The sequence below is a fragment of the Acinetobacter junii genome, from assembly GCF_018336855.1.
GTDB lineage: Bacteria > Pseudomonadota > Gammaproteobacteria > Pseudomonadales > Moraxellaceae > Acinetobacter > Acinetobacter junii.
The window spans coordinates 2,010,276-2,029,619 of record NZ_CP059558.1; the positions used below are offsets into that span (position 1 = coordinate 2,010,276).

18 protein-coding genes are annotated in these 19,344 nt (G+C 37.9%); 6 read left to right on the top strand and 12 right to left on the bottom strand.

Features of this window, described 5'->3' with window-relative positions:
- Window positions 1–82 precede the first annotated feature (82 nt).
- A complete protein-coding gene (locus tag H2677_RS09425) occupies window positions 83–1,270 on the bottom strand; it encodes a phosphoglycerate kinase (RefSeq protein WP_004911938.1) in 1,188 nt (395 codons plus the stop codon).
- 140 nt (window positions 1,271–1,410) lie between these two features.
- Between H2677_RS09425 and H2677_RS09430 the strand changes: the two genes are divergently transcribed.
- Window positions 1,411–1,794 (top strand): DUF2237 family protein, encoded by a 384-nt coding sequence (locus H2677_RS09430; RefSeq protein ID WP_004911941.1) that lies wholly within the window; start codon window positions 1,411–1,413, stop codon window positions 1,792–1,794.
- Window positions 1,794–2,387, top strand: a complete 594-nt coding sequence (locus H2677_RS09435) for a Maf family protein (RefSeq protein ID WP_212638387.1) — start codon at window positions 1,794–1,796, stop codon at window positions 2,385–2,387. Before H2677_RS09430 ends, H2677_RS09435 begins: the two co-directional genes overlap by 1 nt.
- 40 nt (window positions 2,388–2,427) lie before the next feature.
- On the opposite strand, the gene H2677_RS09440 is transcribed toward H2677_RS09435, so the two are convergent.
- Window positions 2,428–3,918, bottom strand: coding sequence for a SmvA family efflux MFS transporter (locus H2677_RS09440; protein ID WP_212638388.1), 1,491 nt, complete (start codon window positions 3,916–3,918; stop codon window positions 2,428–2,430).
- A gap of 126 nt (window positions 3,919–4,044) precedes the next feature.
- On the opposite strand from H2677_RS09440, the gene H2677_RS09445 reads away from it, so the two are divergent.
- Both H2677_RS09445 and H2677_RS09450 read left to right on the top strand, forming a co-directional pair.
- A complete protein-coding gene (locus tag H2677_RS09445) occupies window positions 4,045–4,629 on the top strand; it encodes a TetR family transcriptional regulator (RefSeq protein ID WP_212638389.1) in 585 nt (194 codons plus the stop codon).
- The gene (locus tag H2677_RS09450; protein ID WP_212638390.1) at window positions 4,626–5,150 is read left to right on the top strand and encodes a GNAT family N-acetyltransferase; all 525 of its coding nucleotides are present in this window, start codon (window positions 4,626–4,628) and stop codon (window positions 5,148–5,150) included. The genes H2677_RS09445 and H2677_RS09450 overlap by 4 nt, the downstream gene beginning before the upstream one ends.
- 80 nt (window positions 5,151–5,230) lie before the next feature.
- Here the strand turns inward: H2677_RS09450 and cpaB are convergent, their stop codons facing one another.
- From cpaB to H2677_RS09475, 5 genes are all read right to left on the bottom strand, one after another.
- A complete protein-coding gene (gene cpaB / locus H2677_RS09455; RefSeq protein ID WP_212638391.1) occupies window positions 5,231–5,854 on the bottom strand; it encodes a metalloprotease secretion chaperone CpaB in 624 nt (207 codons plus the stop codon).
- Between the two features lie 13 nt (window positions 5,855–5,867).
- A complete protein-coding gene (gene cpaA, locus H2677_RS09460) occupies window positions 5,868–7,646 on the bottom strand; it encodes a metalloendopeptidase CpaA (RefSeq protein WP_212638392.1) in 1,779 nt (592 codons plus the stop codon).
- A gap of 367 nt (window positions 7,647–8,013) precedes the next feature.
- A complete protein-coding gene (locus H2677_RS09465) occupies window positions 8,014–9,267 on the bottom strand; it encodes a serine hydrolase domain-containing protein (RefSeq protein ID WP_212638393.1) in 1,254 nt (417 codons plus the stop codon).
- 78 nt (window positions 9,268–9,345) lie between these two features.
- Entirely contained in the window at window positions 9,346–10,200 is an 855-nt protein-coding gene (locus H2677_RS09470) for a MaoC family dehydratase (RefSeq protein ID WP_212638394.1), read from the bottom strand.
- Between the two features lie 67 nt (window positions 10,201–10,267).
- On the bottom strand, window positions 10,268–11,659 hold the full coding sequence (locus H2677_RS09475; protein ID WP_004911977.1) for a 3-oxoacyl-ACP reductase: 1,392 nt from the start codon (window positions 11,657–11,659) through the stop codon (window positions 10,268–10,270).
- A 224-nt stretch (window positions 11,660–11,883) separates the two neighbouring features.
- Here H2677_RS09475 and H2677_RS09480 point away from each other — a divergent pair, with 224 nt between their 5' ends.
- Window positions 11,884–13,410: an acetyl-CoA C-acetyltransferase gene (locus H2677_RS09480; protein ID WP_004954925.1), complete on the top strand. Its 1,527-nt coding sequence runs from the start codon at window positions 11,884–11,886 to the stop codon at window positions 13,408–13,410.
- Between the two features lie 77 nt (window positions 13,411–13,487).
- On the opposite strand, the gene H2677_RS09485 is transcribed toward H2677_RS09480, so the two are convergent.
- The 4 genes from H2677_RS09485 to H2677_RS09500 all read right to left on the bottom strand — a co-directional run bounded on the left by H2677_RS09485 (window position 13,488) and on the right by H2677_RS09500 (window position 15,941).
- Window positions 13,488–13,841, bottom strand: coding sequence for a hypothetical protein (locus H2677_RS09485; protein ID WP_130575181.1), 354 nt, complete (start codon window positions 13,839–13,841; stop codon window positions 13,488–13,490).
- Window positions 13,842–13,949: 108 nt separating this feature from the next.
- Window positions 13,950–14,738, bottom strand: a complete 789-nt coding sequence (locus H2677_RS09490; RefSeq protein WP_212638395.1) for a glutathione S-transferase N-terminal domain-containing protein — start codon at window positions 14,736–14,738, stop codon at window positions 13,950–13,952.
- A 12-nt stretch (window positions 14,739–14,750) separates the two neighbouring features.
- Window positions 14,751–15,263: a ribonuclease E activity regulator RraA gene (rraA, locus tag H2677_RS09495; protein ID WP_004911989.1), complete on the bottom strand. Its 513-nt coding sequence runs from the start codon at window positions 15,261–15,263 to the stop codon at window positions 14,751–14,753.
- A gap of 12 nt (window positions 15,264–15,275) precedes the next feature.
- Window positions 15,276–15,941 (bottom strand): Rossmann-fold NAD(P)-binding domain-containing protein, encoded by a 666-nt coding sequence (locus H2677_RS09500; protein ID WP_004962725.1) that lies wholly within the window; start codon window positions 15,939–15,941, stop codon window positions 15,276–15,278.
- 213 nt (window positions 15,942–16,154) lie between these two features.
- On the opposite strand from H2677_RS09500, the gene rpsT reads away from it, so the two are divergent.
- Complete coding sequence (gene rpsT, locus H2677_RS09505; protein ID WP_004639414.1) at window positions 16,155–16,421, top strand: 30S ribosomal protein S20; 267 nt, start codon at window positions 16,155–16,157, stop codon at window positions 16,419–16,421.
- A 113-nt stretch (window positions 16,422–16,534) separates the two neighbouring features.
- Here the strand turns inward: rpsT and H2677_RS09510 are convergent, their stop codons facing one another.
- Complete coding sequence (locus H2677_RS09510) at window positions 16,535–19,231, bottom strand: M66 family metalloprotease (RefSeq protein WP_212638396.1); 2,697 nt, start codon at window positions 19,229–19,231, stop codon at window positions 16,535–16,537.
- Window positions 19,232–19,344: the final 113 nt, after the last annotated feature.

Here is a 19,344-nt window from a genome sequence, read left to right on the forward strand (position 1 = left end):
TTTGTAATATAAAAGTAAAAGAGCCGATTTACATCGGCTCTTCTTTTCTGTCTTTGTATATAAATCAAAAGATTAGTAACAACTATGCACGCTCAAGTAAAACAGCAACAGCCGGTAAAGTTTTACCTTCAACAAACTCTAAGAAAGCACCACCACCTGTCGAGATATAACCTATTTGATCTGCAACTTCGTATTTATCAATCGCAGCAAGTGTGTCACCACCACCCGCAATTGAGAAACCTGCAGATTCAGCAATTGCTAATGAAAGCGCTTTAGTTCCTTCACCAAACTGATCTACCTCAAACACACCTACTGGACCATTCCAAAGGATTGTTTTTGATGTTTTTAAGATCTCAGCAAATGCTTTCGCTGTTTCAGGACCGACATCTAAAATCATGTCAGTATCAGCAACATCTTCTACTTTTTTAACAATTGCTTGTGCGTTTGCTAAAGAACCTAGGAAGTCACCAAAATCAATTTGACTTGCATCAGCAACAACAACATCTGTTGGTAATGGAACGCTTACTTTAGCAGCGATTTGTTTTGCAGTTTCTACCAAATCAGCTTCGTAAAGTGATTTACCTACATTGAAGCCCGCTGCTGCAAGGAATGTATTCGCAATACCACCACCTACGATTAATTGATCGCAGATTGTAGAAAGTGAGTTCAATACATCTAATTTAGTTGAAACTTTAGAACCAGCAACAATTGCAACCATTGGTTTTTCTGGTGTTTGCATTGCACGACCTAAAGCGTCCAATTCAGCCGCTAATAAAGGTCCTGCTGCTGCGATTGGAGCAAAACGTGCTGCACCCTCAGTTGATGCTTCAGCACGGTGTGCCGTACCAAATGCATCCATAACAAATACATCACAAAGCGCTGCATATTTTTTTGCAAGCTCTTCGTTATTTTTCTTTTCGCCATGGTTGAAACGCACGTTTTCAAGCAAAACAACTTGACCCGCAGCAACTTCCACACCATCTAAGTAATCAGTAAATAGTTTTACTTCTTGACCTAAAGCTTTCGTTAAATACGCTGCTACAGGTGCAAGAGATTGTTCTGGTTTTGGCTCACCCTCTACAGGACGACCAAGATGAGAAAACACCATAACTGCTGCGCCTTTTTCTACAGCCGCTTTGATGGTTGGCAATGCAGCACGTAAACGTGCATCGCTGGTAATTTCCCCATTTTTTACAGGTACGTTTAAGTCTTCACGAATAAGAACACGTTTACCTGCTAAATCAAGGTCAGTCATGCGCTGAAAATTCATGGATGGCTCTCTAGTTGATTTTAAAAACGGCACAATTTTAAATGATTCTCAAAAATAAAGGTGAGTTTTTTTGCAGAAAAGCTGGCGAAAGCGTCACTTTTGATTATGATAAACATCGTCATTAAATCTATATACATATTATGTCTATACATCCAGATCCTAAAATTAATCGTTTAAATGTACTTGGTGAGCCTTTAGCGAGTTGCTGTTACGATCCGATAACTGGATATTTTCGCAATGGTTTCTGCCACACGGCGATCACCGATCTAGGTCAACATACCATGTGTGCTCAAATGACCTCAGATTTTTTGAACTTCTCTCAAAAAGTTGGTAATGATTTAATTACACCATTACCTGAAGTAGGCTTTCCTGGACTAAAACCTGGTGATTTTTGGTGTATATGTGTGACTCGTTGGGTTGAAGCGTATCAAGCTGGGCATGCTCCACCTATTAAGTTAAATGCCTGCCACAATGCCGTTCTACATTACGTACCACTGAATGTTTTAGTGGAATACGCAGTTTGATGAGCAATATTGAATTAATATTGGCATCAAGCAGCCAAACACGTAAAGATTTAATGGATCGTTTACGCTTGGATTATCGTTGCATTTCACCAGATATTGATGAATCGGCTAAAGATGAAATTCATGCTGATGATTTAGCAAAACGTTTAGCTTATGGAAAAGCAAAAGTTATTTCACAGCAACATCCCAATGCGATTGTGATTGGTTCTGATCAAGTCGCATGGCGTGAACATACCCCATCTGAGTTTATTGGCAAGCCGCTATCTATTGAAAAAGCAATTCAACAGCTCCAATTAAACTCAGGAAAAACTGTTTTTTTCAGTACGGCGCTTAGTGTTCAACACCTAGATTCAGGTTTTGAGACGACACTGGTTGAACATTATCAAGTTAAATTTCGAGAGCTCACATTAAACGAAATAAAACGGTATATTGAAATTGATCAGCCTTTAAATTGCGCTGGTAGTTTTAAATGTGAAAGCTTGGGTATCAGCCTATTTGAAAAAATGATTGGTGATGATCAAACCACTTTAATGGGACTACCAATGATTCAACTTTGTAAGATATTACGAGAGCTTAGAATCAATGTTCCTTAAGAGTTCCCTTATCCAAGCTTGCTTTGGATAAGGGTGATTGCTACTCATCAATTGCGATTACTTTCTTTGGCAATGTAAACAAAATAAAAATCGATAAAATCAAAAACAATAAAGCAGCGACATTCAATACTGAACGATGCGATTGACTGAATGCCTGCTTCGCAGCTGTAATTACATGATGAGCAATCGTAGGATCTAATTGCTTAGCAGCTTGAACTGCCTCACCAATCGAACTGCTCAACTGTTCAATCATGCTATGCGGTACATTAGTTGGTAGCATAATCGAGTTGGCGTAGAACCATGAAAGCATCAAACCGAAAAAGGCAATTCCTAAACCTGCGCCCAATTCATAAGCCATACCCTCAATCGCTCCTGCAGCTGTCGCTTTACTTGGTGGAACTGAAGACATAATCGCAGACGTTGAAGCAAGTAATGCAATTTCTACACTCAGACCTAAAACGACCATCCAAGCCCATACCTGTATTTTTGTTTGCATAAAATCAGTATTGGCTAAACCCCACAAACTTATTGCACTCATCAACATACCAATAGATGCAACTGAACGTAGACCGAAACGATTGACCAACATACTTGCGATTGGACCACCTAAACTAATCGCAATCATGAAGGGTAAAATAAATGCCCCTGATGTCAACGGCGAAAGTTGATAAACAAATTGAAGTTCTTGAGAGATGAGCAACTCAAAACCAACCAATGCCATCATGGATACAATTGCCATAACTACGCCAGTTGCAATGACAGGGTGTTTAAACAACTCAATATCAATCATTGGGGATTCTGATCGCAACTGTTTTCGAACAAACCAAACCAAAAGACTCAATCCAATCGCAAAAATCAATACAGTCCAAATTGTAAATCCATGCATGACCGATTTAACTGCATAGATCATACTCAGAATTGCAACCACCAAAATAATCGCTTGGAGTAAATTTAAGCTTTGTTTCGGCTGCCCTATCTGCTTCGGTATGATAAATACAGTGAAAATGAGGACGGTAAGCATAATTGGTAGATTGATCAGAAAAACCGAACCCCAATGAAAATGTTCTAATAAAAACCCACCTAATAGCGGTCCAAAAGCTGCTCCTCCACCACCAACAGTTGCCCAAATACCCAAGGCAATATTACGTTGTTTTTCATCAAGGAAAGTATTGCGTACTGCAGATAAAGTTGCAGGTAAAATCATTGCAGCCCCAACTGCAAGTAACCCACGTGAAGCAATTAAGGCAAAAGCCGTCGAAGAATAAGCTGCCGCTAGTGAAGCAAGACCAAATAAAGTTCCACCAATCATCATTAGACGTTTATAACCTATTCGATCACCTAACGCCCCCATTGGCAAAATTAGACCTGCCATGACCAACGAATAGATATCAATAATCCACAATAACTCGTTGGAAGATAAAGATAGAGACTCGCTTAAAGTTGGAGTCGCTACAAGTAAAACAGTTGCATCAATCGACACAGGAAGATAGATCAAAACAACGATTGCAAGAATTAACCACTTGCTGGACATAACCGCCTCTAAATTGGACACATGTTCAAATTAGAATAATTGTAGATTATCTTGAACGCTTGTCCAAATTATAAATGTACGCTAATTTGTATCAGCTTGTGAAATCAACTCTAAGGTTTGGGAAATATGGCTTATTTAAATAAAGATCAACGTCGTGAAATGATTTTGCAAGCTGCAATGAACGTTGCTCTGAATGAAGGCTTTTCTGCGATGACTGTGCGTCGCATAGCTACTGAAGCTCAAACATCAACAGGTCAAGTACACCACCACTTTGCTTCGAACTCACATTTGAAAGCCGAAGCATTTGTTAAGCTAATGAAACAATTAGATGAAATCGAGACCCAAGTAATTACTACTAGCTATCTACAACGCGTCTCCTTACTACTCGGTTGTGAAAATATAGAACAAGTTCAACCCTATTTAAGATTATGGAACGAAGCCGAAGTTTTAATTGATCAAGATGTTGAAATTAAAAATGCTTACAATATTGCGATGCAAGATTGGCATACCTCTATCGTCAACATGATTGAAGAAGGTAAAGCAGCTAATGAGTTTTCCTCCACATCAGAAAGCCAAGACATAGCTTGGCGATTAATTGCTTTTGTGTGTGGTTTGGAAGGTATATATAAATTAGGTCTGAATGGTCTAAATGATTTAGACTTTAAACGACATACTGAAGCTATTTTGCAAGCTGAGCTATTCAATAAATGAATTTCGAATTACCAATATTACATAGTCCAAGAGTTAGCCTATTTGTATTTCAAATAAAAGACTTAGTAGATATTTACCCTTGTATAACTAAAACATTGACTCGTTATATGTCATGGGAACCTGCTGAGAATTTTCAAGCTTTTGAACAAATTGGACAGCAATGGATACTAGCAGAATCTAAAAATACAGATCATCACTTTGTTTTGCGTTGCAAAGAGACTCATACTTTTATTGGACTGATTGGCGTACATCGCGTACATACAACTACACCAGAACTGGGTCTTTGGATACGAGAAGACCATCATGGTCAAGGATATGCAAAAGAGGCTCTTTTTGAAGTTTTTCGATGGGCTTCTCAAAAAATACAACCTGAATATTTCTTATATCCTGTTGCTATTGATAATCATGCGAGTCGAAAACTTGCGGAATTTTTGGGTGGAGTAGTAACGGGTAAAAAGAATGAGAAAAAATATCAAGCCGTGATTTATCATATTCCTCCCCATTCAAGCCAATTAAGTTAAAACTAACCACTACCTGTCCTTAGAAGGTTTTCAAAGAAGTACACTTAAGAGTAATGAGTAAGCAAGGTAATATGGTTAAGTTAATGATCATGCGCATGTAACTCCTCATCTTCTACCCCTTGATCCATACTTTGAACAATACCTTGGCCATTTTTTATTTCCGCAGTGTAATTGCCTTTATCACTATATATTTGAATAATCGTATATTGATCTTTTTGACTCTGCGTAATCGTAAAATAATTTCTCTCAGGGCTTCCTTGATTAAATTGACCGCGCCAACGCAAAATATCATCATCTACTTTCTCAATTTCAACAATCTTGCCTTCTCGGTTAACACCATATTCAAGCATTTGAAATTTAACAGTATCACCAACATTTTTAGTTTCGATAATATTCTGATTATAGGAGATCATCATCCCTTTACCGCTTTTCGCTAGAGGTAATGCTTCACTATTTTTTAAATCTTCATCTTGAATCTCATGAAATAAAACCGTTTCAGTTTTCGCTTTTGCTAGATCAGCAGATGACAGCTTCAAATCTTTGCGGGCATATTCACCATTCGCCACAGAGGTTTTTGAATAACTTTTATCAGGATTTATATTTTGGGCAGATGCTGTTGCTTGGTCTGGCTTTAAGAAAAATACCAAACCCACAGCCACGACTAGCGTGACTGCAAGCAAAAGTAGAATATTTTTATTTTTCATTCAAAATAATCACTTAGTTGTATTGGGAAATACGGATAACATTTGTATTGATGACACTTACCGCATCTTTCACACCCTCTTCGCCTAGACGAACACCATATTTCGGATTATATAAATATGGACTAGAGTAGAAGTTTAGGTTATTTCCACCTAATGCCGTACTTCCCAATGGATGTGTAAATCCTGAACCAATATTAGTTGAGTCACCATGATAGATACCCAAGTTATGTCCAACCTCGTGACGCATCGCAGCAACTGAACAACCTGCAATATCATTTGCACCAATCATGTTGTAAGAACTAGCATTGATCCAAGCCCAACCACACCCACCAGCACCTGGTTCATTACCTTGATAATAAACCCCATCAGCTAATACACGTTTACGCTCTGACTGAACTGTTGTATCAGAACGCCCTACACTGATCGCATCTAGTAGAGATGCAGCAGGAATCTTATAAGTGATGTAGCCAACCTCACGTAGGTAGAACTTAGCAGATGAGTTTTCAGCTGTTAGATTGGTTAAATTTAAACCCTCGATCAAACGTAATTTGGCTGCACTTTCTCCTAAAATTGTTGTGACTTCAGGACTATTAACCAACAACATATCTACGACATAACTGTCAGCAACCCAACCTTGACTAGTATAAGCAAAACGTCGGTTTTCACCATTTTTAATCGTCGCTGAAAGACCATTCGCTGCAACTATAAAACTATTCGAATCAGCCGTAGAACTCACAATCACTTTATCACCCACTTGTGCATAGCTCGGCAGATTTAATGTTTGCTTCCAATTTGTATTAGAGATTTTTACCTTTAAAGTTGGCTCACTCATACTAGGTAAAATTGAAGGAATAGTTGTATTTGCATCGATTGTTTTGATCGGAGATGACATTAATACCCAGTGTGCTCGATCACTCACGTACATAAATTCATACTGATCCCCTTTTTTCAAAGTTAAGGTAGCTGCAGTATTTACATGAGTATTTGCGATTTTTGCTGACCAAGTCGCTGAGGACTTAATGACTACACGATCTCGATCATTTGCAGTTGATGGTAGCGTGAAGTTTGGAACCCAATTTGCATCACCAAAACTTACTTCAGTTAATGGTGAGGTTACACTACTAAGCGAACTACCAATATTCTTCACATTTAATTTCAATGGCTTAATATATTCAGGCACCCATTTTTGTAATGCTGAATTGTACTTAAACCAATATTCAGTGCCTTTATTTAAGTTAAAACTGCTCGGGAAAAGTAAATTATCTTTTGCTAACTGTGATGGATAGCCAGCAGTTGAAGTAATTTGAACCAAAGTGCCATTATTTAAGTTCGAAGGTAAAGCAATTGTGCCTGCCCACTTACCATCAGCAATAAGCACATGCTGAATTTTTGCTGTTGAGAGTGCAACTTGCTCATATTGTGAACCACTCACTGGGCTAACTGTGGTGAGCTGGACTAACCACTTCTTTAAGTTTGCATCGTATACAAATTGAAAACTATCACCACTTTGGATTTCTAATACTTCAATCGGCAAATTGGTATTCGATGTATCTAAATAACTTTTATAAGCTGCACTTGATTGAATCGTCACTTTATCAAGATGGTTAGCAGTCGTCGGCAAATAAACATTTTTTACCCAATTTCCATTCGACAATACAAAAGTTAAGTCACTGTATCCGCTTGGGATATTACCTGTATTGTTAATCTGATTTGGAGATAAAATTGTTGATGCATACACGGCAGAAGCAGCTATCACCCCAGCAAAACAGATGGCTTTTAATCCAAATTTCATATAATAATCCTTTTTGTGTTTTTTTTGCACGATCAACAATATCAAAAACCAACCATACCAATCAAGTTTATTTTTCACTATATAAATATATATATCATAAACTTATTTTGAATATATTTTTATTTTTTTTTGCATATACGTTCAAATTTACTTCAAAAACCTACAATTAATGCAAGCTTAACTTGATTAATTAGGACTAAATCTAAAATGATAAAAACAATGTCTAATAGCGCACACGATGCAGTTATTTATTAAGTTTTATTTAACAATTGTTAATTATAAGCAGCCATACTTTATGATTGAAAATGAGTTGTTTTCTAAGAGAAACTAGAAGCAGCTTAATGTTCTAATAATAAAAAAAGGGTGGTTAAAACCACCCTTTTCTTCCTTTAATCACTGCATCTGCACAGCGTAAAGCTTCTTGGCTTAGCCCCCACAAACGATAATCTCCAGTTGCGGAGGTAATATTAAAATTATGCGTATAAGCAAAACTAAGCTCTCGATCTGAATCACACCAAGCACCAGAACCATTAAAGCCGACATGTCCAAAGCCATGTGGTGCGCGTTTACCCATCGTCAAAATACGATGATAACCTAAACGCCAGTGCATCGGAATTGGCATAACACGATCTCGTGAAGTGGTTTGAACTGAACTTAACTGCTCAAATACACCTGGGCGAATCAGTTGCTGATTTTTCCATTGTCCTTTATTTGCAAGCATTGCATAGACTCTAGCAAGGCTATTCGCGGTGAAAACGCCATTTGCTGCTGGAATAACAGCTTGCAATCCTTCATCACTATAAAAACTAAAATTCCGCATACCTTTTGGAATCATGGCATCCTGAAAATCTTGTGGGCTTTGACCCGATAATTCTAGTAATTTTTCAGACAATGAGGCTTTACGTGGTTGGTTGTCTTTTTTGGAATGAGGTTTAGCTGATGTTGCAGGTTTCGGTCTTTCCAATAAGCGAGCCACTCGACTTAATTCACTAGTCGGAGTTCCAAAATAAGCACCATCTAATTCAAGAGGTTGGACTAGATAACGTTGCATCAACCAACTTAAAGGTTGCTTGGCTGCTTTCTCTATTACACCACCAAGAATCCACCCATAGGTTAATGGTTGATAAGCATAACTTTGTCCTGCTCCAAATCTCGGTGTTGCAGCAGCTACAACATCTAACATATGTTGCCAATCGAGCATTTCTGTTGCGGTCTCGATGAGATTACGAATATCAAATAAACCAGTTTGATGCGAAAGGACATGACGTAAGGTAATATTTTCTTTACCGTTTTGAGCAAACTCAGGCCAATATTTTGCAATTGACTTATCATAGTCTAATAGACCTTCACTGACCAAGATATGTGCAAGAGTCGCTAGAATTCCTTTGCCCGTTGAATAACACATTGCTAAAGTATCAGCTTGCCAAGCTTCATTTTGTGATTTCTTACCAGTAAAAATATCAACAACTTTTTGACCTTGGAAATACACAACCAAAGCAGCTCCGCCTTCATGGCTTCGAGCATCTTGGAATCGGCTAAATTGAGTCGCTAGATCTTTGAATCGTTCATCAACAGTGCCATGGTAGTTTTCAGTATTGGCAAAAAGAAATTCTTTAATCAAAGCACACATCCTTATAATATTATTTTAAGAAAATCTCTCCTGCGAACAGAAGAGATAGATCTCAATGAAAATTACATCTTAAATTGCTTTTACAGTCCCAGCGACATGAGGTTTTTTCGATTTCACGTTACGGATCAGGAAATCAGTTTGCTTAGCATCTGTAGCAGTTAAAAATTCAACTGTAGATGGTAAGAACATAGGCAATTTAAACCATACATCAGCTTCATAAGCATCTGGAAGTTGAACGTTCGCCAAAGCTTTTGCTTTACTCCACATCCCGTGCGCAATGGCTTGTTTAAAACCAAATGCTTTTGCTGTAACAGCATGGATATGAATCAAATTAAAATCTCCAGAAATCATCGCATAACGACGACCAGTATTCTCAGAGATATTCCATTCAGCTTGAGGTTGATATGTAGGTTCTTGAGCTTCTTTAGATTTTTCAGCAGCTTTTTTCTCAACCTTTTGACGAGATAAATAAGTCGTTAAGCTTTCCATCACTACTTCACCACCTACTTTTGCAGTCGTGATAAAATCAAACTGCAAACCTTTATCATGTGGTTTAAGCTCACCAAATTTGCAAGAAAGCGTAATTTGCTCATTCACACCAATTTTACGAGTTTGTTTAATTTGGTTACGGATATGAACCAAACCCAAAATTGCAAATGGAAATGCTTCACTGGTCATCATATGCATTTGTAAGCTTTGAGATAACACAGCTAAGTAAATTGCTGGCACGAAACCATCATTTTTGAAACCACAAATTTCGTTATAGCTTTCTAAATGTTTCGTATCAATTTTAAGAGTATCAACCACGTATTCAACTTGTGGTAATACTTTTTCGCCTTTTGGCTTTTTAAAGATAAGACCTTGAATAACTTTTGGATAAGCTAAGTAAGGGTTTGGTAATTCACTAAAATGACGAGTATTCATAGTTAACCTTTTGATATTTTTCTATAAAAAAGGGATGCTATCGCACCCCTCTTCAAAACCCTAATGCTTAAGCACCTAGTAAGCTTTGACCACATACACGCACAACATTACCCGTTACGCCTGTTGAACCCGTTGAAGCAAACCATGCAATCGCTTCAGCTACATCGACTGGTTGACCACCTTGGTTCATTGAGTTCATACGACGACCCGCTTCACGAATCGCAAAAGGAATCGCAGCTGTCATTTGAGTTTCAATGAAGCCTGGTGCTACAGCATTAATCGTAATACCGTTCTTCAAAGTTGGTGCAGTAAATTTAACCAAGCCAATTACACCTGCTTTAGAAACAGCATAGTTCGTTTGACCTAGGTTACCAGCGATACCACTGATAGATGATACACAAACGATACGACCATTTGCATTTAAACCATCATTAGATAGTAAGTAATCATTAACACGCTCGATAGCAGATAAGTTAATGTTAATCACTAAATCCCAAAGCTCTGGCTTCATATTCGCCAAAGTTTTGTCACGTGTAATACCAGCATTGTGAACAATCACATCCAAACCGCCCTGCTTCGCAGCAGCAGTTTTGATTTTCTCACCTGCATCAGCAGCAGTAATATCGATTGCTAATACTGAGCCACCAATAGAACCAGCAACACGCTCTAAGTCAGCTTGTTGTTGTGGAACATCTAAACAAATTACATGCGCGCCGTCACGTGCCAATACATTTGCAATCGCCTCACCGATACCACGGCTTGCACCAGTCACTAAAGCAGTTTTACCTGCTAAAGGTTTTGCCCAATCTAGGTCAACATTATCTGCTTTAGATACGCGAATCACTTGACCAGAAACGTATGCAGAACGTGGAGAAATTAAGAAACGTAAAGTTGATTCAAGATTTGCTTCAGCGCCTTGATCAACATAAACCACTTGAGCAGTGATACCTTTTTTGAATTCTTTACCAACAGACTTGATAAAACCTTCAAGTGCACGTTGTGCAATCGCTTGTTTTACAGTCTTAGCTGTTTCAGGCGTTGTACCAATTACAATCACACGGCCAGAATTTGAGATTTGACGAGCGATTGGATTAAAGAAGTTATACAACTCTTTTAATTGTTCTGAATTTTGGATACCAGAAGCGTCAAATACAACTGCTTTAAATTTAGACTCTTTATCATCTGCATTTAAAGGGCGAAGATTTAAACCAACTTTTGCAGCAGTTTGTTGTAATTCAACATTATTACCTACATAGCTGTCTGCATGAATATTGCTAAGAATTTGAGCAATAGAAGCAGAAATCGTGCTTGAAGGTGCTGCGCCAAGCAATACTGCACCATTTACAACTGGTTGCGCACTTTCAAAACGGTCTAGAGCAGCTGGCGATGGCAAACCTAAATTTTTTACAACAAATTTACCCAAAGGAGATTGTGTAAATGCTTGGTATTGATCAGTCATGATTATTATCTCTCATACAAATGAATTTTTTTCAAACATTTATGACGTGTTGACCTTAGAACACAAAATCAATGTCTGATTGACTCGTAGCAAATCATACTTGAGTTCATGTCATGATGTCTTGACCTGAATGTGGTCTAAAGCGTCATTCTAGTCAATACAGCAGTATTTGAAATATGCTAATGTTATAGTGAGAATATCGCAATTATGCTTGGAAAAGCCTTATGAGCAAAACAACTCAAGAAAATCCAGCAGTCGAAAATTCTGCTCAAGAGAATGTGTCAAATACATCAAAAGCAACTTCTACTACACGTAAAGCTGCTAACACAACTCCTAAAGCAGCTAATACGACAACTAAAACGACTCGTACTCGTTCTACCAGTCGTAGTTCTAAAAGCACTGCTTCATCTACATCTACTAAAGCAGCTTCAGCTAAAACAACCAAACCTTCTGTTCAACAGGATAAAACCATGAGCCAAAACACCGTTCGTCGTGTAGCCATTATCGGCGGTAACCGTATTCCTTTCGCTCGCTCTAACGGCGCATATTTCACAGCTTCAAACATCGATATGTTTACAGCTGCGTTAAACGGTTTGGTTGAGCGTTTCAACCTACAAGGTCAACGCCTAGGTGAAGTTGTTGCAGGTGCAGTATTAAAGCACAGCCGTGACTTCAACATGACACGTGAGTGTGTGTTAAATACTCAACTTGCTCCTGAAACTCCAGCTTGTGATCTTCAACAAGCTTGTGGTACTGGTTTGCAAGCAGCATTCCAAGTAGCAAACAAAATTGCTTTAGGTCAAATCGAAGTAGGTATCGCTGGTGGTGTTGATACAACATCTGACGCTCCAATCGCTTTCGGTGATGGTTTACGTAAAGCATTGCTTGAACTTAACATTGCTAAAACTGGTAAAGATCGTTTAAAAGCTTTATCTAAAATCAACGTTAAAGATCTTATGGATGCGCCTAAAAATGGTGAACCACGTACTGGTTTATCTATGGGTGATCACCAAGCAATTACTGCTCTTGAGTGGGGTATTGCTCGTGAAGATCAAGATGCTTTAGCTGCAGCTTCTCACCAAAAAATGGCAAAAGCATACGAAGAAGGTTTCTTCGATGACTTAATTACTCCATTCTTAGGTTTAAGCCGTGACAACAACTTACGTGCTGACTCTACTGCTGAGAAATTAGCAAAATTAAAACCAGTATTTGGTAAAGGCGAAGCTGCAACGATGACAGCTGGTAACTCTACTCCACTTACTGATGGTGCTTCATGTGTACTTTTAGCTTCTGAAGAATGGGCTAAAGCAAATGGTCACGAAGTTCTAGCTTACTTAACTTTCTCTGAAACAGCTGCAGTTGATTTCGTTGGTAAGAAAGAAGGCTTATTGATGGCGCCTGCTTATGCAGTTCCACGTATGCTTGAGCGTGCTGGTCTTAAACTTCAAGATTTCGACTACTATGAAATCCATGAAGCATTTGCATCACAAGTTCTTTCTACTTTGAAAGCTTGGGAAGATGAGAAATTCTGTAAAGAGCGTTTAGGTTTAGATGCACCTTTAGGTTCAATTGATCGTAGCAAGTTAAACGTTAAAGGTTCTTCTTTAGCTGCTGGTCACCCATTCGCTGCTACTGGTGGTCGTATCATCGCGACTGCTGCGAAAATCTTAAACCAAAAAGGTTCAGGTCGTATCTTAGTTTCGATCTGTGCTGCTGGTGGTCAAGGTGTAACTGCTATTATTGAAAAATAATTGCTAGATTACCCACAAAAAAGCTGAATCATCTGATTCAGCTTTTTTTATACTACTATTCATAAGGACATATTGGCTTATCTTGATCTTTGAAATTTCACATAATAATCATTCAAAACTTTGATCATTTCTTTGAACTCTTTGAGATTTTCTTCTGTATTCCCCAAGCGTTCTACAAAACGTTGCGAATGAATTTCTAAATCAATTTTTTCATTTATCTGTGGACTGATTTCAAACAACTTTGCCAAATCATCAAAGTGATCTAATTTTCGATTTGAAAAATACTCCAGACGAAAACCCAATTCATTCAGTTTTATACCCTTCAATATAGCACCATGCTCCTTATCAAAGGCTAAAGCATGCTCTTTCAAAAACAATTGTTCTGGTGTCTCTTTTGAGCTTTTGAATAAACTAGATAACTGACTGAACATTAGTTGATCACATCACAATATTAACTAAAGTATTTAACCTGCAAAACAATCATGAGTGCAACAACCAAATGATAAAAAAAGCACCTTTTAAAGGTGCTTTTTCAATATTTATTGTCCGTACTGTTTCTTTAGATACTCAACAATTTTAGCTGATTCAAACATTTTCACCCCCGTGTTCGGATCAACCAAATATGGAACCTGAATATCACGCCCCATGATTTCAACAATCTTTTCACGCTTACCATTTGGTAGTGGAATATATTTCCCTGGTTTTAAACGCAAAATCGCAGGACCCATATCTTGCCAACGCTCTTTCGGCACATTGTGCAACACATAAGGCAATTCTAATTCACATAATACTTCACGTACTAAACGCGTATACGGACTAGCTTCAAAACTCCATAACTCTAAAAGCTCCGTTGGCGCTGGGCGATTAATAATTTTCTTATTAATCCAAACACCACGAGCTGCATTTGCAACAGTAGCCAAAGTCGATACATACGGCAATTTAGGATAATGACTATATTTTTTTGGAGTTTGTCCCGTTTTTCCATAATGCTTAAATAAATGATGAATAATGTCTTGTGATTCGTATAACTGATCACCTGTATTTTCATCAATTAAAAATGGAAACTGCTTTTTCCCACCTTTTTGCTTTACGATTTGACGGTATTTTTCACCACCTTTCGGACATGGATAGATTTCAACATCCAAATTCAGAAGCGTAATAACTTCACGAACACGTCGGCAAAATGGTGAACCTTCAAATTCATATAGCTTGATTGGTTTTTCAGGCTGATTTGGAAATGGTGTTCCTGACACACCACGCCCACCTTCGATAAGTGTTGCAGCTACTGATTGTAAAACTTTAAACTGATGGCTCACCATTTTAAGCATACTGTTATCCTTTTAGCAGTCGACTAGTTTTTCTTTGGCAATCACAATTCCGTTATTATCTGCATAGATATAATCTCCAGAATTAATGGTCACACCACCAAAATACAATGTGATGTCTACTTCACCTATGCCCTTACGATTACTTTTTTGCGGTATTGCAGCCAATGCATGCACACCCAGGTCTAATTCCGCAATTGCATCGACATCACGTACACAACCGTAAATTACCACCCCATTCCAATGGTTTTTTACAGCTGAATCAGCAATTAAGTCCCCCATCAAAGCACAACGCATTGATGCACCCCCATCAACAACCAAGACTTTACCCGTACCATCGGTCGCTAAAAGTTCTTTAACACGAGAGTTATCTTCATAACATTTAACGGTAACGATCTGACCGCCAAACGTCTTACGTGCGCCGTAGCTCTTAAAAAATTTACCATCCATGCAAGGTGTTACAACTTGCAACTCTTTATCTGGATTATCATCTAATAAGTCACAGGTAACGAAAGGTACTGTTGTCACAAAAGTTCTCCTTTATTGGGTCTGCTGAATCGCTAAATTATCATATAATTTAAATGCTGCTGATTGTGTTTGAGCTGCAATCACCATAGTATGCGCCAATTGTTCTGCACTGATAGGCTTATATTTAAACGGTTTAGTCCAAGTTTTTTCTACAAGCTTAAACAGTGTTTGCGCTGTATCTTCCAATAAACGAACTTCGCTGCGTTTTCCAATCAACAAAGAAGGCTGAAAGATCGATAACTTATAAATTGACAATTTTTTCAAATAATCTTCTAACTGACCTTTTACCTTATTGTAAAAAATCGGCGAATTAGCATTCGCTCCAAGCGCACTAACAATTAAGAGATGAATGTTTTTATCTTGAATTAAATCTGCAAAATGCGCATTAATTTCATAATCAATTGCATAAAATTTATCTTTAGAACCAGCCTGTTTGATCGTACTTCCCAAACAGCTAAAAGCATGGGTAAAACCATTTACATCTTCGTCATTAAGTAATAAAAAATCTTCAAGAACGAACTGCGTCACTTTAGTATAAGCATCTAATTTATCAGTTTTTTTACGAACAACCACCGTGATTGATTCAAAGTCATCAGACGATTGTAATTGTTCAATCAAAGCCAAACCGACTAAACCTGTCGCACCAATAATAATTGCCTTCTTCGCACCTATTTTCATTTTTATTTCGCTCAAGTTATCACTTGGACTAATGTAACGTTTTCTTGCAAGATAATCACCTGTTAAATGTACTTAAAAGTATCACAAGGCTTGACTTCGGGGCGTAGTTTCCTCAAAATATGGCACTTGTTTACGGGCTGGTGAATGTTGCTAATATTTTATTGGTTTTAACTTCAGCCCGCCCAGACCAACTTATTTTCAAGGAGTGCACGAGTGGCAAACTCTGCTCAAGCTAAAAAACGTGCTCGTCAAAACGTTAAAGCACGTAAACACAACGCAAGCTTGCGTTCTATGGTTCGTACTTACATCAAACGTACTGTAAATGCGATCGCTGCTGGTGATTATGCTGTAGCTTCTGAAGCTTACAAAACAGCTGTACCTGTAATCGACCGTATGGCTGACAAAGGCATCATCCACAAAAATAAAGCTGCTCGTCACAAGAGCCGCTTAAACGCTCAAATTAAAGCATTAGCTAACTAATTTGTTGCACATAAAAAAGCCCGATTTTCGGGCTTTTTTATTGTCTCTTGATTTTCAAATTTTATCAAAACAGAAAGAGGCAGATCTACCACCCCTTTCTTTTGTATAAACTATTAGTTTAATCCAAATACTTTTGTCGTTAATGCTAAGTTCTTAGCCGTTAGACCTGAAAGAATCAAACTATTATTAGCAGTTGGAATCGTCCATTTCTGGTTAGCTCCTCCTGTACAACGATAGCGAATTAAGCGTGCACGATTATTCGTCAGATAACCACCCTCCAAATCAAAGCATTGATGAGCCTGCTTAATCGCTTGAGCACTCATGTCGGTAGTCCAAACTTGATTAGTTTGATTGTTATTACAAGGCTGTAAATTAATTACATTACCCGAAGTAGTTGCCAAGCATTGATCTATATATTTTTTGCTGTGAATTTTTCCTAATGCATCGTAAACCCATTTTTCTGAGTCATCGCCTATACAACCCGAAGCACCACTAATAAATGCATTGAATTGACCATTTTCAAGTTTTTCAGCTTTCAAACAATTTGTTCGATTCATTAAACTCATCGCAGAACCCAAATTAAAATCACTTTTCAGTTCGAGCTTATCTAGGAAAACATGAAAAGCGTAAACTGCATCAGCATTTAGATTCACTAAATCAGAGCGATATACATTCATCCAGCGATTCAAACGATACAGCGTGTTTTGCTGTTGGGTATAACGATTCATTTCGTTCTGCGCTGCAATCGAAAGCTGATCTTTGAATTTTTGATATGAATCGAACAACAATTTATTATCAGCTGACAAATTCACCACGGGTCTTGTAGCATTTTCCAAAAGAGCTTGCTCAAGTACTGGAAGTTCAATTTGTTTTAATGCTGAATACCCAACATTTTTCCCAATTTCTGCATAAGGCGAAATTTGTATATTGTTTGCTGGAATCATTATTGTTGAAAGTAAAACTGCTTTTTGATTGGCTTTTCTACAATACAAATTTACTTGCTGTGGTGATTCACTTTGAGCCACATTGATATGGAACTTATTGGCATTACTATTCGTATTCATACGTTGAGGTGCTAGAGCAATATTTTGCTCATTTGATGCGAATCGAATATTTAACCAACAACTTGCCGTAGAATCATTTGGATTGATTTGAGGCAAGTTAAAAACATTACCCCAATTCCCTCTTGCGGCTGGATAAATTAAACCCACTTGATTCACAGGATCATATCCACCCAAAATCGTATAAACAGGAACACCGAATAATCTTGGCTTTAAGTAATTCCCATCAGCTGTGTTGTACCAAACATTTCCTGAGTTCGGCACTTTGGGCTGTGCAACTTCCATAGCTCGCGTTGTAGCATTCCACTTTTTATAACCAGTTGGTGAGTTTTTATCCCACACATAACGATCAAAGGCAGGTTGAATCTTGAGATACGTGCTATAGCCTGTGTAATGTGTATATTTCGAAATCGAACTCGCAGTCGAACCGCCAGACATCGCATCCCAACCATAAGCATACTTATTTAAAAAGTTTGGAACGCCATTACTACCATCTCCAAGATTTGTCGATGTCCAATTGAGATTACCACGCATTTTATTTCTAAAGGCGATATATCCCCAGCCACTATCTGCATGATGTGCAGCCCAAAACATATTATTACCCACTGAACCAGGATAATGCCCCAGACCATAGTGATGTCCAATCTCATGACTAAACTCGTTACCTACAGAGTCAATCAGTGTTAGCATTCCATTACCACCACTCAAACCATGCGTGACGTCACCATTACTGTATTTACCGCGAGCATGATGCGTAACTACACTTTGTGTCAGTTGAGGCTGTTCTTGACTCGCCATAGAGGCACTGGTAATTCCCCAATTTGCTAGATTAATACCTACCCCAAATGTTGACTTTGCCGTATTTTCACGCATATCACCACTATAGACATCACCAATCGTTACACTGGCAGCATCATAAATTACACCACTAGCAACCATGACTTTATCGAGTTTTAAATCGTCATATTTAGTGACAATCATTCGAGCAGCTGGAATAGTCTGAAAATAATCTGTTCCTGCTTTTGCTGGTTCTAACAGCATATAGTGACCGTTAGACTGAGGTGGATCGGTAAGTAATCCCAAACGAATATTTTGCACAACTAACTCACCTGGAGCGGCAAAATCAATATCTATCTCTGCTAAGTCACCACTACGATTAGTTAAGGGATCAATAATTCGAATATGCAAACCAGCTTTAACTTCATTCCAATTCAAAGCAGTGCTCCAAGCACGTTTTGAATAGTTCACTTGTGGTCGTCCATCATTATTTGATTGATCAGATGCAGCCAAACGAGATGGCTCATCTAAATCTACCGTTCTCAGTAATTGATTGCCCTGATAAATTTCAGCTTTTAAAGATTGAATATTCCCCATCTCGATTAATGGTGTCACTAATAAAAGTGCCTCTTTCTCAGAGGTTAAACGAGGCATGTAATCTTTTTCATTATTTTTTGGATTAACCACATGACTTTGAGCAAATTGAATCATAGCTGAAAAGCTTCCATTCAAATCATTCCTCAAAGTACGAGCTATACCTAATTTATCGTAATCATAAAAACCAAGAACCGTATCATCGATAACATCTTTTGTTGGCTCAGGGTATTTTTCAGAAAAAGATGGATGAGAATCACCCGAACTTCCTGACCCCATATTACTTTCTGTTGATGAAGTACCACCACTTCCGCCGCCACAAGCACTTAACATTGCTGCAAGAACAGATAATGACAAATATTTAAGTTTTAAATACATCACATTCCCCCCAATAAACCGTAATAAATTATCAATAAAGATAAGTTTATGGTTATTAGTTAATATTAATAAAATCATGCATTTAAAAATAATATCATCTTTACTAAAAGATA